Below are 14,593 nucleotides of genomic sequence, written 5' to 3' on the forward strand. Positions count from 1 at the left end.
CCCCGCCGCATAGCGACGGGGCGAAGCAACCAGGCCCGAATTAACCAACAGCATCCCGGTCAGGAGGCGGGGCCCTTTCGTACCGGCCGTCGTCAGCCGTTCCACACCCGGGGGCGCAGCGGCAGGCCCGCGATGCCCGGGGTCGGGGTGCGGACCGCGAGGACCTGGTTGACGCCGATCCGGTTGCGCTCGAAGGCGAGTGCGGAGGCGGCCATGTACAGGCGCCAGACCCGGGCGCGGCCGGGGCTGGTCAGGCGGATGGCATGGTCCCAGCCGGCCTCCAGGTTGGTGACCCAGCGGCGCAGGGTGAGCGCGTAGTGCTCGCGCAGCGACTCGACGTCGCGCACCTCGAAGCCGGCCCGCTCCAGCTGGGTGACGGTCGTGCCGACCGGGGCCAGTTCGCCGTCCGGGAAGACATAGGCGTCGATGAACTGGTCCACGTGGTAGTCGGACTCCTCGTACTGCGGGCGGCGGGCGATCTGGTGGTTGAGCAGCCGCCCGCCGGGGCGCAGCAGCTCGTACAGGTCGCGCGCGTACTCCCGGTAGCGCTCGGCACCCACATGCTCGGCCATGCCGATGGAGGAGATCGCGTCGTACGGGCCGTCCTGGACGTCGCGGTAGTCCTGGACGCGGATCTCCACCTTGTCGGTGAGGCCCTCGTCGGCGACGCGCTTGCGGGCGTAGGCGGCCTGCTCCTGGGAGAGGGTGACGCCGACCGCTTCCACCCCGTGCTCGCGGGCCGCGTGCAGCACCAGCGAGCCCCAGCCGCAGCCGACGTCCAGGAGCCGCTGACCGGGCTTCAGATCGAGCTTCTGGCAGATGAGTTCGAGCTTGTCGCGCTGGGCGTCCTCCAGCGTGCCGCCGTCCTCCCAGTAGGCGCAGGAGTACACCATCGACGGGCCGAGGACGATCTCGTAGAAGTCGTTGCCCACGTCGTAGTGGTGGCTGATGGCCTGCCGGTCGGAGCGTTTGGTGTGCAGATGGCGGCGTGGTCTGCGGATCTCCTCGCCGGGTGGCGGCGGTGGCAGCGCGGGTCCGCCGAGGCGCAGCAGGCCGCGCACTCCCGAGCGGAACTGGGGGTCGCGCAGGGCCTGGGCGAGCGTACGGGCGTCGTCGCCGCGCTGCCAGATCAGGCCGGACATCAGGTCCAGCGCCTGGTACAGATCGCCTTCGATCGTCAGTTCCCCGGCGACCCAGGCGCGGGCCAGGCCCACCTCCCCCGGTTTCCACAGCAGCCGGCGCAGCGCCCGGCGGTCGCGGACGACCAGTATCGGGGCCCCCGGCGGTCCCGCCTCCGAGCCGTCCCAGGCGCGGATCCGCACCGGGAGCGGTGCTGCGAGCACCTGTTCGAGCAGTCCCTTCAGCCGCGGGGCGGCGTGGGCCATGGGGCACCTCCGTGATGAGTGATCCCGGATGACTCTTCCTCACGTAAACACCTCAGGGGCGCTCGTGCAGTCCCCAACGCGCGTTACGAGTGTGCAAAATGCATATACGGCTCACAGGCACGCACGCCGAAGGGGCCGTCCGCACCACGGATGGCGGACGGCCCCTCGGGGACGTGCGGGGGGTGACCGGCGTGACCCACATCAAGCCGGTCGAGCCGGTCGAGCCGGTCGAGCCGATCGAGCCGGATCAAGAACGGTCGGCCGGGTCAGGAAGCCTTGGCCGTTTCCTCGGTCTTGGTGACCGGGGCGGGGGCGGGCTTGGCGGCCTCGTAGAACTCCTCGCGCGGGTTCTCCATGGCGCCGAGGGAGACCACCTCGCGCTTGAGGAACATGCCGAGGGTCCAGTCGGCGAAGACCCGGATCTTGCGGTTCCAGGTCGGCATGGCCAGACCGTGGTAGCCGCGGTGCATGTACCAGGCGAGACGGCCCTTGAGCTTGATCTTCATCTTGCCCATGACGATCATCGCGACGCCCTTGTGCAGGCCGAGGCCCGCGACCGCGCCCTTGTTGGCGTGGCTGTACTCCTTCTGCGGGAAGCCCCGCATGCCGGAGATCACGTTGTCGCCGAGCACCCTGGCCTGGCGCAGCGCGTGCTGGGCGTTGGGCGGGGTCCAGGCGTTCTCCACCCCGGCCTTGCGGGCGGCGAGGTCGGGGACCTGGGCGTTGTCACCGGCCGCCCAGATGTAGTCGGTGCCCTGCACCTGGAGGGTGGGGGCGGTGTCCACATGGCCGCGCGGGCCGAGCGGCAGGCCGAAGCGGGCGAGCGCCGGGTTGGGCTTGACGCCGGCCGTCCACACGATCGTGCCGGCGTCGACCTCCAGGCCGTTCTTGAGCACCACATGGCCGTCGACGCAGGAGTCGAGGGAGGTGGAGAGGTAGATCTCCACGCCCCGGCTCTCCAGGTGCTCCTTGCCGTACGCGCCGAGCTTCGGCCCGACCTCGGGAAGGATCTTGTCGGCGGCGTCGACGAGGATGAAGCGCATGTCCTCGCGGGACACGCTGGTGTAGTACTTGGCCGCGTCCCGGGCCATGTCCTCGACCTCGCCGATGGTCTCCGCGCCCGCGAAACCGCCCCCGACGAAGACGAAGGTGAGCGCCTTGCGGCGGATCTCCTCGTCCGTGGTGGAGTCGGCCTTGTCCAGCTGCTCCAGGACGTGGTTGCGCAGGCCGATGGCCTCCTCGATGCCCTTCATGCCGATGCCCTGCTCGGCGAGGCCGGGGATCGGGAAGGTGCGGGAGACCGCGCCGAGCGCGATCACGAGGTAGTCGAAGGGCAGCTCGTAGGACTCGCCGACCAGCGGGGCGATGGTGGCGACCTTGCGGTCCTGGTCGATGGTGGTGACCCGGCCGGTGAGCACCTCCGCCTTCGGCAGCACGCGTCGCAGCGGCACGACGACATGGCGCGGGGAGATGTTGCCGGCGGCGGTTTCCGGGAGGAAGGGCTGGTACGTCATGTACGACCGGGGGTCGACGACCGTGACGGTCGCCTCGGCGTAGCGCATCTTCTTCAGGATGCGCCGAGCCGCGTACAGGCCGACGTACCCACCGCCTACTACGAGGATCCTGGGACGCTCCGTGGTGCTCATGCCATTGAGTATCCACCGGGCCCAGGGGGGTACCTCGTGCGCCCCTTCACAAGCTTCCCCGCCCTCTCTGCTACACTGCGCGGCCCGCGTGATCCACATCATGGCGCGGAAAGGGAACCGCGGCGCTGCCCGGCCCGTTGTCAATGCCGCGTGAGCTGCCGGTCCGCCCCTTCGGAATCCGTTGGACCACCCCCCTGCGCCGGGCCCGGAAACCCACCGGAAACACTCCTCGGAGCACCCTCGCACCCCAGGTGAGGCCCCGGAAAGGCGCATCAGGGCCGGTTGGTCCCCCGACAGGACCGATTTCCTTGTGAAGAACTTCACGAAGTTTCCCGGCGGGGTGTCGCCCGGCCCCCCGAAAACGCCCTGGAACTGCGCTCATACGGTCGGCGGGGCTGCTCAGGAGAGACTTCGGGGGTGGTTTTCCGGGGGCCGGTTTGGCGGGCTGGTCCCTGCGGGCCGGCTCTGGGGGCTGGTCCTGCCGGCCTGTCAGGTGAGGGACCAGGCGATGCCGTCGAGGATGTCGTGCTCGCTCACCACGACCTCCTCCGCGCCGGTTCGGTCCATGATCGAAAGCAGTACGAGCGCCCCCGCGGCGATGACGTCGACCCGCCCCGGATGCATCGACGGTACGGCGGCCCGCTCGGCGTGGGTGGAGCGCAGCAGCCAGTCGGTGATCTCGCGGACCCTGGCGTGGGAGACGCGGGAGTGGTGGATGGCCACGGAGTCGTAGGCGGGCAGATCCTGGGCGATGGCCGAGACCGTCGTCACCGATCCGGCCAGGCCGACCAGGGTCCGGGCCTCGCGCAGCGGCACGGTCCGCTCGGCGAGGTCGAGGGCGGCCTCGATGTCGGCCCGCATGGCGGCGATCTGCGCCTCGGTCGGCGGGTCGGTCACCTCGCCGTCGACCACGAGATGCCGTTCCGTCATCCGGACACAGCCGACGTCGACCGAGCGGGCGGCACGGACACGGTCCTCGCCGACGACGAACTCGGTGGAGCCGCCGCCGATGTCCACGACGAGGAAGGGACGGGCGAGCCCGTCATCGGCGGCGGTCGGGTCATTGGTGGTGCCGGCCGGCTCTTGGGTGGTGCCGGTCAGTTCCTTGGTGGCGCCGGTGAAGGAGAACTCCGCCTCCTGCTCGCCGGAGATCACCTCCGGCTCCACACCGAGGATGTCCAGCACCCCGCGCACGAAGTCGTCCCGGTTCTCGGCGTCGCGGGACGCGGAGGTGGCGACGAACCGGACGCGTTCGGCGCCGTGCTCCTTGATGACGGCGGCGTAGGCGCGGCAGGCCGCGAAGGTCCGCTCCAGCGCCTCGGGCGCCAGCCGCCCGGTGCGGTCGACGCCCTGTCCGAGCCGCACGATCGTCATACGGCGGTCCAGGTCCGTCAGTTCACCGGTCGCGGGGTCGGCGTCGGCGACGAGCAGACGGATGGAGTTCGTACCGCAGTCGATGGCGGCGACGCGGGTCATGGCACTTCCTCGGATCGTGGGTCGGGATCGGGATCGGGGCCGGAGGTGGAGGCGGAGGCGGAGGCTGCGGCGGCCTTCGCCTCGGGGGCGTCCGGTCAGCCGGAGCCGTCGGGTGTCACGCAGGTCCCCTTGCGCCACCACTGGGGCAGCATCTGAAGGGCCTCGTCGCCGAGCGGGTTCACGCCGGGCCCGGCGGCCAGGCTGTGGGCCACCAGGACGTGCAGGCACTTCACCCGGTCCGGCATGCCGCCCGCGCTGGGGAACCCGGTCAGCTCCTCGATCTCGTCCCGGCGCCGGAGGTAGTCCTCATGGGCGGCGCGGTACGCGGCGGCCAGCTCCGGGTCGCTCTCCAGGCGGGCCGTCATGTCCTTCATGACCCCGCCCGCCTCCAGCGTGCCGATGGCGGAGGCGGCCTTGGGGCAGGTCAGGTAGTACAGGGTCGGGAAGGGCGTGCCGTCGGGCAGCCGGGGCGCGGTCTCCACGACATCGGGCTGCCCGCACGGGCACCGGTGCGCGATGGCGCGCAGTCCACGGGGCGGGCGGCCGAGCTGCTGCTCGAAGGCGGCCACGTCGGCGGCGGTGGGCTCGGTGCGCGGGGTGGGCGGCGGGGGCGTCTGCATGGCTGCTTTCTGTCGTTCAGGTCACTCGGGCCGGGGGCTCGCGGCGTCGGACTTGTCGACGCCCTCCCAGACATTGGTGTACCAGGGCCGGTCGGCGGCCCCGGTGTCCGCGCGGGACTGCTGGACGGCGTCCGGGTCGATCACGATGTACCCGGTCTCCCCCGGCATCACATAATGCAGCCGCTCGCGGATCTGCTGCTCGGCGTAGGCGTCGTCCTGCCAACGCGCTTTCTCGTCGCGCAGTTCCTCGACCCGCTCCTGGGCCTGCTCCTGCTGCCGCTCCAGGTCGGCGATCTCGGCGCGCTGGGCGACGTACTGCCTTATCGGGTAGGCGAGGGCGACGACCAGGGAGCACAGGACCAGGGCGAGCAGGGCCGCGCGGCCGGTCAGCCGGGAGCGGCGGGCCTGGCGGCGGGTCTGCGAGCGGTAGACCCGCTCGGCGGTCTGCTCGCCGAGCAGCCGCAGCCTGGTGGCCGTGGAGAACCGGTCCCGCTCCTTCAGGGCCATGTCCCCGCCTCCCGTTCACACGTGCGTACGTCCCCGCACACGGTACGGGACCGGGTACGGGGACGTACGTACGACGCTTCCTCGTGCTGCTCGGGTTCAGCCCTTGAAGCGGGGGAAGGCGCTGCGGCCGGCGTAGACGGCGGCGTCGTCGAGGATCTCCTCGATGCGCAGCAGCTGGTTGTACTTGGCGACGCGGTCCGAGCGGGCCGGGGCGCCGGTCTTGATCTGGCCGCAGTTCACCGCGACGGCGAGGTCGGCGATGGTGACGTCCTCGGTCTCGCCGGAGCGGTGGGACATCATGCACTTGAAGCCGTTGCGCTGGGCCAGCTCGACGGCGTCCAGGGTCTCGGTCAGCGAGCCGATCTGGTTGACCTTGACCAGCAGTGCGTTCGCGGAGCCCTCCTCGATGCCGCGGGCCAGGCGCTCCGGGTTGGTGACGAAGAGGTCGTCGCCGACGATCTGGACCTGCTCGCCCAGCTTCTCGGTGATGACGTTCCAGCCGGCCCAGTCGTCCTCGTACAGCGGGTCCTCGATGGAGACGAGCGGGTACGCGGAGACCAGCTCCTCGTAGTACTCGGTCATCTCGGCGGCCGAGCGGGACTTGCCCTCGAACTCGTACTTGCCGTCCTTGTAGAACTCGGAGGCGGCGACGTCGAGCGCGAGCGCGATCTGCTCGCCGGGGATGTAGCCGGCCTGCTTGATGGCTTCGAGGATGAGGTCGAGCGCGGCGCGGTTGGACTCCAGGTTCGGGGCGAAGCCGCCCTCGTCGCCGAGGCCGGTGGACAGGCCCTTGGTCTTCAGCACCTTCTTGAGGGTGTGGTAGACCTCGGCGCCCCAGCGCAGGGCCTCGGAGAAGGACTCCGCGCCGATCGGGGCGATCATGAACTCCTGGATGTCCACGTTGGAGTCGGCGTGCGAGCCGCCGTTCAGGATGTTCATCATCGGCACCGGCAGCAGGTGCGCGTTCGGACCGCCCAGGTAGCGGAACAGGGGCAGGTCGGACGCCTCGGAGGCGGCGTGCGCGACGGCCAGGGAGACGCCGAGGATGGCGTTGGCGCCCAGCGAGCCCTTGTTGTCGGTGGCGTCCAGGTCGAACATCGCCTGGTCGATCAGGCGCTGCTCGGTGGCGTCGTAGCCGACCAGCTCCGGGCCGATCTGCTCGATGACGGCGAGGACCGCCTTCTCGACGCCCTTGCCCTGGTAGCGGTTGGGGTCACCGTCGCGCAGCTCGATGGCTTCGAAGGCACCCGTGGAGGCGCCGGACGGTACGGCGGCACGACCCGTGCTGCCGTCGTCGAGGCCGACCTCGACCTCGACCGTGGGGTTGCCTCGGGAGTCCAGGATTTCCCGGGCTACGACGACGTCGATGGACGGCACGAGCATCTCCTTCGTGGATGTGACGCGGTGGGGCGGGACCGCCGTGCGGCGAGGCCGCGGGCGGCTCCGCGAGACGAGCCTAGCCGTCCCGGGGGGATCGGCCATCCGGTCTCCCACCCCTCGGACGGAACCGATCGTAAAATGTTTCCGAACGAAACAAAGAGGGGGTGGTGTGGCGGGGGGTGAAGGGGTGGTGTGGCGGGGGGGCGGGGGGGGTGAAGGGGTGGCTGGAGTGGGGCGTCGGGGTGGGCCGGGAGTGGGGGTGGGCCCTGGTGCGGAGAGCGGGGCCGCACCTCCCTGGTCCAGAGCGCGGGGTCGCGGTCCCTGTGCGCTCTGTGCGCTCTGTGCTCCCTGGGTGCTCTGCGCTCCCTGTGCCCCCCTGTGCTCCGTGTGCGGAGAGTGGGACCGCCCCCGTGTCCGGGCGGGGGCGCGGCATGGGAAAGCCCCGCCTCGGCGCGTACGGGGGAATCACGCGCCGGGGCGGGGCGCCCGTGGGGACGGGGGGACCCGCACGGGGCCTCAATGAGGGGTTTCTCCGGGGGGAGACCCCTCAGGGTGAGGACGTATCTCCAGGGTGGAGGGCCCGCCTGTGGTGAGGCTGAGCATCAGCCATGAACCAGCCATGGCCTGAAGTCACCTCGGCGGGCCATGGGTCACTTCAGGTGCAGCTGCTGGCCCGGGTAGATCAGGTCGGCGTCGTCGACGATGTCGCCGTTCAGCTCGAACAGCTTCTGCCAGCCGCCCGCGACCTCGTGCTCGGCGGCGATGGCGCTGAGGGTGTCGCCGGTGACGACCTCGTACTCGCCGTCGCCCTTCTCCACCTGGTCACCGGCCGGCGTGGTGACGGTCTCCTGCGTCGCGGCCGGGCGCTCCTGCGAGCGGGTGGTGCTGGGCTGCTCGGTGGTGCGGTCGCTGCCGCTGCTCTCGCTGCCGCTGTTGTCGCCGCTGCCGGTGCTCGGCTGCTCGGCGGGGGCCGGGGCGGGGTCGGTGGAGGCCGAGCCGCCGTCGTACGAGGCGCTGGACAGGCCCACGCCGCAGCTCGGCCAGGCACCCTTGCCCTGGCCCGCGAGAACCTTCTCGGCGATCTCGATCTGCTGCGACTTGGTGGCCTGGTCGGCGGTGGCCGCGTACTGCGTGCCGCCGAACCCGGCCCAGGTCGAGGCGGAGAACTGGAGGCCGCCGTAGTAGCCATTGCCGGTGTTGATGGACCAGTTGCCGCCGGACTCGCACTGGGCGACGGCGTCCCACTCGGACGCGGTGGCGGCGGAGGCGTTGCTCGCCACCACCAACGGGGCGGCGACGGCCGCGCCGGTGACACCGGCGAGCGCGATGACACGGGTGGCCTTGGACGGACGGCGGTGCTTGCCCTTGCCGGAGAACAGCATGAGAGATCCCCTCACCGACGCCTACGAGGTGAGCTGTCGGGTTCGGGCCGGTTGAGTTGCCCGGCCATGTCCCGTACGGGGCTTTCATCCCGTACGTCATGGCTTCACCCCAAGCCGGTCCCGTCCCGTCGAGTCGCCTCAACTTCTGGTGCCGGCACTTACCTTGGGTCCCCCGCTCCTGCCTACGGCGCTTGACGCGACGACTGTTCCCGGCGGCCGTCGGCAGGATTCGGCGTGACGGCCATCGGAGCCCGCTGCTGCGAGCGGTCCTGACCGTAGTCACGCGATTCCCGGAATTTCAAAGACGATCAGGGCTTCTGAGACTCATCCCACACTTTCGCCAAACCTGGACATTCAGCGCGAAGTATGACGTGAACTCCCGTCACTTCTGGCTCACTTCTTGCCCACTTCTGACCTGAATCGTGGCTGATTCCGATCGCTTCACACCCTGCCCGCGTCTCAGTCCTCGACCGGCTCGGCGCCGATGTCGAGCGTCTGACCGGGGACGATGTAGTTCGGGTCGCTGCCGAGCGCCGTTTCGTTCTGCTGGAAGATCTGGCGCCATCCACCGTCGACCCAAAGGGAGTCGGCGATGGAAGTGAGGGTGTCGCCGGGACGCACGGTGTAGGAGCGGACGAGCGCGTCCTGCGCGCCGTCGTCACCGCGCGCGGCGTGACGTCCGGAGGAAGAGGAAGTTCCGGAGGTATCGGGGGTACCGGATGAATCCGGGGAATCCGAGGAATCCGGGGCATTCAGGGGGGCGGGGGTGTTCAGGGGGGCGGAGGCGTCCGGGGAGGCCGAGGAGGTTGACGGGTCACCCGCGCGTCCCGTCGGCGCCTTCACATCACTCTCGTCGGCGCTGCTGCCGCGATGCCGGCCGCTACCGGGGAGGGGATCGGCCTCGGGCAGGGCGCCGGTGTCCACGAGATACGAAGAGCCGAGGCTCTGCTGGAAGTTGTCCGATTCGCCACCGGTGGGCCCGGAGGGGGACTCACTGGGCGGTTCGACGGGAGAATTCGAGGGAAGCGAACCGCCGGAGGCGTCGCCCGCGCCGCCGGACGCGCCCGGCGTACCCGTGTCGCCCGACGGGGCGGACGAGGGGTCGGAGGGGTCAGCGGGGCCGGTGAGGTCGGTGGGGCTGCCAGTGGCGCCGCCGGTGGGGCTGTCGGCTTGACCGTCGGCTTGACTGTCGGTGGGGCTCCCGGTGGGCGAGGAGCCCGGCTCGCCGGAGTTCCCGGGGGCGGTGGGGTCGTCGGTGCTCCCGGACGAATCCGACCCAGTGGACGAATCACCCGAACCATCGGACGACTTGGATGAGTCGGTCAATCCGCCCGTACCGCCGGAAGCGTCGTCGGAGCCGCTCGCGCTCTCCGAGGCGTCCGGCGTCGGGTCGCCCGCCACGCCCGTGTCGACCCCGGCCGGCGCCGCGTCCTGCGCGAGACCGTACAGCGGCCCGCAGACGGGCCAGACGCCGACTCCCTGGTCGGCCAGGATCCGCTCGGCCACCGCGATCTGCTGCGAACGGCTCGCCCGGTCCGGACTCGACGCGTAGTCCAGCCCGCCGTACGCCTCCCATTCGTCCTGGGTCAGCTGAAGGCCGCCGTAGTGTCCGCCGCCGTCGTCCGCGCTCCACGCGCCGCCGCTCTCGCACTCGGCGACCTTGTCCCACGTGGTGCCGCTGGCCGCGCTCGCGCCACCGGCGGTGAGGAGGGGGATGGCGATGGCCGACCCGGTCACTCCGGCCGCGACGAGAAGAGCCGGAGCCTGACGGGGGCGACGGTGACGACCGTTCCCGGAGAGCATGCGGGGACCTTTCGCGAGACAGCGGTGACCCGCGCGGCGCGTGGTGCTCGGCGCCGCGCTGATGGGTGAACGTAGCGGCACCGGTTGACTTGTCACAAGTTAATGCCGTGCAGATCACATGAAGATCACAAAGGTGAATGCCCGTCACCTTTTGAGTAACCGTCTCCGCCTGGGCGGGGGCTGTGGGGTGACTGTCTGTTGGGGGTGGGGTGGGGAGGGGTGAGGAGAGGGCAGCGCGAGGGGAGGGGGAGGAGGGGAATGGGGTGGTTGAGGTGGCCTGGGGGGTGGGCCGGGTTGGCTGGGGTCGCTGGAGCAGTTGGAGTGGGCAGGGCGGGGCGGCCGGGTTGCTGGGGCGGTGGGGGCGTGTCCAGGTGGCCGGGGGCGCCCCCGGGGACCCCGGAACAGTCAGGGCACGCTCACGTGACCGGCGGGGCCAGGCCCCGGGCGGTCGGGGTGGCCGGCCGAAGCCGCCCGGATGACCCGGGTGACTGGGACGGCCGACACCCGCTCGATCCGCCGAATCCGCCAACCCACCGGATCTACCGGACCCTCCGGATCTACCGGACTCGCCGGACCTGCCAGACCTGCCGGACCTGCCAGACCTGCCGGACCTGCCAGACCTGCCGGAAGCGCCAAACTCGCCGGTCCCACAGGACCCGCAAGACGCAGCGAACCCGTCAGGGTGGCCGGGTGACCGGGTGGCCATGTAGCCGGGTTGGCCGGGAGGCCGGACCGGCGGGTCCCACCGGGCGGGCTGGTCGCACTGGAATCACCAGACCCGCCGGAGTCACAAGCCTCACTGGTCCCACCGGACCCGCCAGGCTGGCCAGGCAGCCGGGTTGGCCAGCTGACCGGGTGGGCCGGACTGGCCGGTCCCACCAGGCCGGCTGGTCCCACCGGAATCACCAGACTCACCGGAGTCACAAGGCTCACCGAACCCGCCAGACTCAGCGGACCCACCGGGCTGGCCGGGCCGGCCGGGCTCGCCGGACCGCCGGACTGGCCAGGTGGCCGGGCCCACCGAGCTGGCCAATCCCACCGGGCCAGCCGGACCCACCGGTCCCGCCGCACTGGCCGCACTGGCCGCACCGGCCCGACCATCAACCGCGCGGCGTGAACTCCACCGGCAGTGTCCGTAGGCCCCGCATGATGAGCCCGCCCCGCCAGCGCAGTTCGGCTGGGTCGCCTGCTAGGTGGAGGTCCGGGAGGCGGGTGAACAGGGTGGACAGTGCCGTCTGTCCCTCCAGCCGGGCGAGCGGGGCGCCGAGGCAGTAGTGGATACCGTGCCCGTACCCCAGGTGCTGGTTGTCCCGGCGGGCGAGGTCGAGGGTGTCCGGGTCGGCGAACCGCTCCGGGTCCCGGTCCGCCGCCGCGAGCACCACCAGCACCGGATCGCCGGGCGCGATGCTCTGCCCGCCGATGCTCAACGGCTCGGTGGCGAACCGCCAGGTGGCCATCTCGACCGGCCCGTCGTACCGCAGCAGCTCCTCGACCCCGGTTTCGAGCAGCCCGGTGTCCCCTCTCTCCAGGGCGTGCTGGAACCGGCCGCGCTGATCGTGATCGGTCAGCAGGGCATAGGTGCCGTTGCCGATCAGATTGACCGTGGTCTCGAAGCCGGCGAACAGCAGGATGAACGCCATCGCCGCCGCCTCGTTCTCCGTCAGGTGCTCCCCCTGGTCGGAGGCGCGGATCAGGCCGGAGATGAGGTCCTCACCGGGTGTCGCGGTGTCGGGGAGGGCCTCGCGCTTGCGGTGGATGAGGTCGGCGAGGTAGCCCCGCATCTTCTTCACCGACCGCGCGACCCCGCCGCGCGGGCCCCCGCCGTGCCGGATCATCATGCCCGCCCAGTCCCGGAAGTCGTCCTGGTCCTCGCGCGGGACGCCGAGCAGGTCGCAGATGGCGTAGATGGGCAGCGGGAAGGCGAAGTCATGGATCAGATCTGCGGCTCCTTTCTCCGCGAAGCGGTCGATCAGGTCGTCGGTCAGCTCCTGCACTCTCGGCGCGAACTCGGCCACCCTGCGCGGGGTGAACGCCTTCGACACCAGCCGCCGCAGCCGGGTGTGGTCGGGCGGGTCGATATTGAGCAGATGGGTCATCAACTCGGCCTTGCGCTCACCGGGGATTCCGGTCTTCCCCTTGGCGTGTGCCGGCTCGTCGTGATGCGCCGGGTTCTTCGACAGCCGTGGATCGGCCAGCGCCTGGCGGGCGTCGGCGTACCGCGTGACCAGCCAGGCCGACACACCGCTGGGCAACTCGGTGCGGTGCACGGGCGCGTGCTCTCTCAGCCACGCGTAGGCGGGGTAGGGGTCGGTGGCGAAGGACCAGGTGAAGAGGTCGGGCGCGGAGGAATCGGAGGCGCCGGGGGCCGGGGCGCCGCCCATGGGGCAGCCCTGGGGTGAGGTCGGTCGGTCGTGCTGGTCGGTCACTGTTCGACGGTATCCCGCCCCTCCTTGTCTCTGATCGCGTCCCGGTAGACCCGCGCCGCCGCCCGCAGGGCCGCCTCCGGGTCGACGCCGTCGGCCTCGGCACGGGCGGCCAGCGCCAGCAGCTCGTAGCCGATGCCCTCGCCCTGGGGCAGCGGGACGTCCAGACCGGCCGTGCGGGCACGGGAGACCAGCTTGGCCGCGAGGGCGAGGCCGGGCTGGTGCAGCGGGACGCCCTCCGTCACCGATGTACGCAGCTTCTCCTGCGCCTTGGTGCGCAGCCAGTGCTCCTTGACCTCCTCGGGGGTCGTCGCCGTCGCGTCGCCGAAGACATGCGGGTGACGGTGGATGAGCTTGGCGACGATGCCGGCGGCCACGTCGTCGATGGAAAAGGGGGCGCCGCCCGAGACCTCCGGGTCGACGCCGACGGTCTCCCCGTCGTCTGTCACGATCTCCCCGACCTCTCCGGCGGTCTCCTCGTCTTCCGTGGTGGCCTCCCCTCTTATGTGGTCCGCCACCGCCCCCTCCTCCGCGATCCGGGCGTGGAAGACCACTTGGAGGAGGACATCGCCCAGTTCTTCGCGCAGTTCGTCCCGGTCGCCGTCCTCGATGGCCTCCACCAGTTCGTACGCCTCCTCCACGGCGTACTTGGCCAAGCCTTCGTGGGTCTGCCGCGAGGACCAGGGGCATTGCCTGCGGATGCGGTCCATGACCTGGACGAGGTCGAGCAGCCGGGCGCCCGGGAGGTCGTAGGAGGCGGGCAGCAGCTCCAGCTCGGGCATCCGCACCCGGCCGGAACCGGCGAGGCGGGCCAGTCCGTCCGTCAGCGCGGGCTCGCCCTCGCCCGTGGCGACGACGACCACCGTCCGGCCGCCACCACAGGCGCCGACCAGGTCCTCGGCGGTCGGCGCGGACTCGGCGATCCGTATCCCCGCGTCCCGGAGATAGGGGAGCTGCGGGTGCGCCCCGTCCGCGCACAGCACCGAGTCGGCGGCGTGCAGCGCCTGCCAGGCGGGCCAGGACAGCAGGCCGGGCGCGACACGGTGGCTGGTGGTGAGCAGGACGATACGGCCGGGGTCGGGAGTGCCTTCGGGGCTGATTGCGTTCACGATCCGAACGTAACGCACACCGCGGACACCACCGGAAAAGTTATCCACAGCCTGACGGGATCGTCTGATTATCCGCCCGCACGGGCCGTCTCACAGCCTCCGACGGATCCGCTACGCCGGCTGCTCCCCCGCCGCCGTGACCTCGCGTACCCACGGTGTCTCCGCGTCCACCCGGCCGACCGTCTCCACGTCCCACGAGCCGTAGCGCGGGTTGAGGTCGACGCCGAGGTTCTTGGACGCCTCGGACAGGGCCGCCCAGAACGCGGGCTGGCTGGTGTCGGTGCCGAGCCGGGCGGCGAGCTTCTGGGCCTCGATCTGGACCCGCAGGTTGGCGTCGAGCCGCTCGGGCGCCACGCCGTACTGCTGGAGCCAGGCCGCCTCCAGCGCCTGGGCACCGCCCGCCTGGGCCTCCAGCTCCCCGCGGAAGGTCTGGACCTCATTGCGGGTCACGGTGACACCGGCGTCCTTGGCGGCACGGTTCAGCACCTGGTCCAGGACCATGCCGTGCAGGGTGTCCCGGGTGAGGCTGCCGGTCTCGGCGATGGTCTGCGCGTACTGCGCCTCGTCGGTCACCGCGGCCCGCTGCGCGTCGCGTACCTCACCGACCCGGCTCTCCAGTTGCGACACGGTGATCCGCTGATCGCCCACGACGGCTGCCGCACCCGGGTGCGCATCGTTTCCGCACGCGGTGAGAAGCGGGGCCGCGGCGGCGAACACGGCGGACAGGACGAGCGCGGTGCGACGACGGCGGTGCAAGGGAACCTCCCGAGGAGATTGTGCGGCGGTGCACAAAGTCTTGCGGTGATCGATGGTAGGCAGCGAGCAAGCTCTGGCCAACCCATTCGACCAACGATTCACCACG

The 14,593-nt window shown here is 71.1% G+C and carries 11 protein-coding genes and 1 riboswitch; all 11 genes read right to left on the reverse strand.

All coding sequences use genetic code 11. From position 1 onward, the window contains the following. Positions 1–92: 92 nt before the first annotated feature. The 11 genes from ACFRFC_RS08480 to ACFRFC_RS08530 all read right to left on the reverse strand — a co-directional run bounded on the left by ACFRFC_RS08480 (position 93) and on the right by ACFRFC_RS08530 (position 14,487). Positions 93–1,385: a class I SAM-dependent methyltransferase gene (locus ACFRFC_RS08480; protein WP_382689588.1), complete on the reverse strand. Its 1,293-nt coding sequence runs from the start codon at positions 1,383–1,385 to the stop codon at positions 93–95. 266 nt (positions 1,386–1,651) lie between these two features. Beyond that, positions 1,652–3,031, reverse strand: coding sequence for an NAD(P)/FAD-dependent oxidoreductase (locus ACFRFC_RS08485; RefSeq protein WP_382689590.1), 1,380 nt, complete (start codon positions 3,029–3,031; stop codon positions 1,652–1,654). A gap of 489 nt (positions 3,032–3,520) precedes the next feature. After that, positions 3,521–4,507, reverse strand: coding sequence for an exopolyphosphatase (locus ACFRFC_RS08490; protein ID WP_382689592.1), 987 nt, complete (start codon positions 4,505–4,507; stop codon positions 3,521–3,523). A gap of 95 nt (positions 4,508–4,602) precedes the next feature. Beyond that, positions 4,603–5,127, reverse strand: coding sequence for a DUF501 domain-containing protein (locus ACFRFC_RS08495; protein ID WP_382689594.1), 525 nt, complete (start codon positions 5,125–5,127; stop codon positions 4,603–4,605). Between the two features lie 21 nt (positions 5,128–5,148). Further along, positions 5,149–5,634 carry a septum formation initiator family protein gene (locus tag ACFRFC_RS08500; RefSeq protein WP_382689596.1) on the reverse strand — a complete coding sequence of 162 codons (486 nt, stop codon included), beginning with the start codon at positions 5,632–5,634 and terminating at the stop codon, positions 5,149–5,151. 96 nt (positions 5,635–5,730) lie between these two features. Next, complete coding sequence (eno, locus tag ACFRFC_RS08505) at positions 5,731–7,017, reverse strand: phosphopyruvate hydratase (RefSeq protein WP_382689598.1); 1,287 nt, start codon at positions 7,015–7,017, stop codon at positions 5,731–5,733. Positions 7,018–7,664: 647 nt separating this feature from the next. Beyond that, positions 7,665–8,396: a transglycosylase family protein gene (locus tag ACFRFC_RS08510; protein WP_382689600.1), complete on the reverse strand. Its 732-nt coding sequence runs from the start codon at positions 8,394–8,396 to the stop codon at positions 7,665–7,667. A gap of 3 nt (positions 8,397–8,399) precedes the next feature. Then, positions 8,400–8,596, reverse strand: a riboswitch (cyclic di-AMP (ydaO/yuaA leader). A gap of 259 nt (positions 8,597–8,855) precedes the next feature. After that, positions 8,856–10,199: a transglycosylase family protein gene (locus ACFRFC_RS08515; RefSeq protein WP_382689602.1), complete on the reverse strand. Its 1,344-nt coding sequence runs from the start codon at positions 10,197–10,199 to the stop codon at positions 8,856–8,858. A 1,100-nt stretch (positions 10,200–11,299) separates the two neighbouring features. Beyond that, on the reverse strand, positions 11,300–12,580 hold the full coding sequence (locus ACFRFC_RS08520) for a cytochrome P450 (protein WP_382689860.1): 1,281 nt from the start codon (positions 12,578–12,580) through the stop codon (positions 11,300–11,302). Between the two features lie 41 nt (positions 12,581–12,621). Beyond that, complete coding sequence (locus tag ACFRFC_RS08525) at positions 12,622–13,731, reverse strand: MazG family protein (RefSeq protein ID WP_382689603.1); 1,110 nt, start codon at positions 13,729–13,731, stop codon at positions 12,622–12,624. A gap of 111 nt (positions 13,732–13,842) precedes the next feature. Then, positions 13,843–14,487: a SurA N-terminal domain-containing protein gene (locus ACFRFC_RS08530; RefSeq protein ID WP_382689605.1), complete on the reverse strand. Its 645-nt coding sequence runs from the start codon at positions 14,485–14,487 to the stop codon at positions 13,843–13,845. Between the last annotated feature and the right edge of the window lie 106 nt (positions 14,488–14,593).

This window comes from Streptomyces sp. NPDC056734, from assembly GCF_042790455.1.
Classification (GTDB): Bacteria; Actinomycetota; Actinomycetes; order Streptomycetales; family Streptomycetaceae; genus Streptomyces.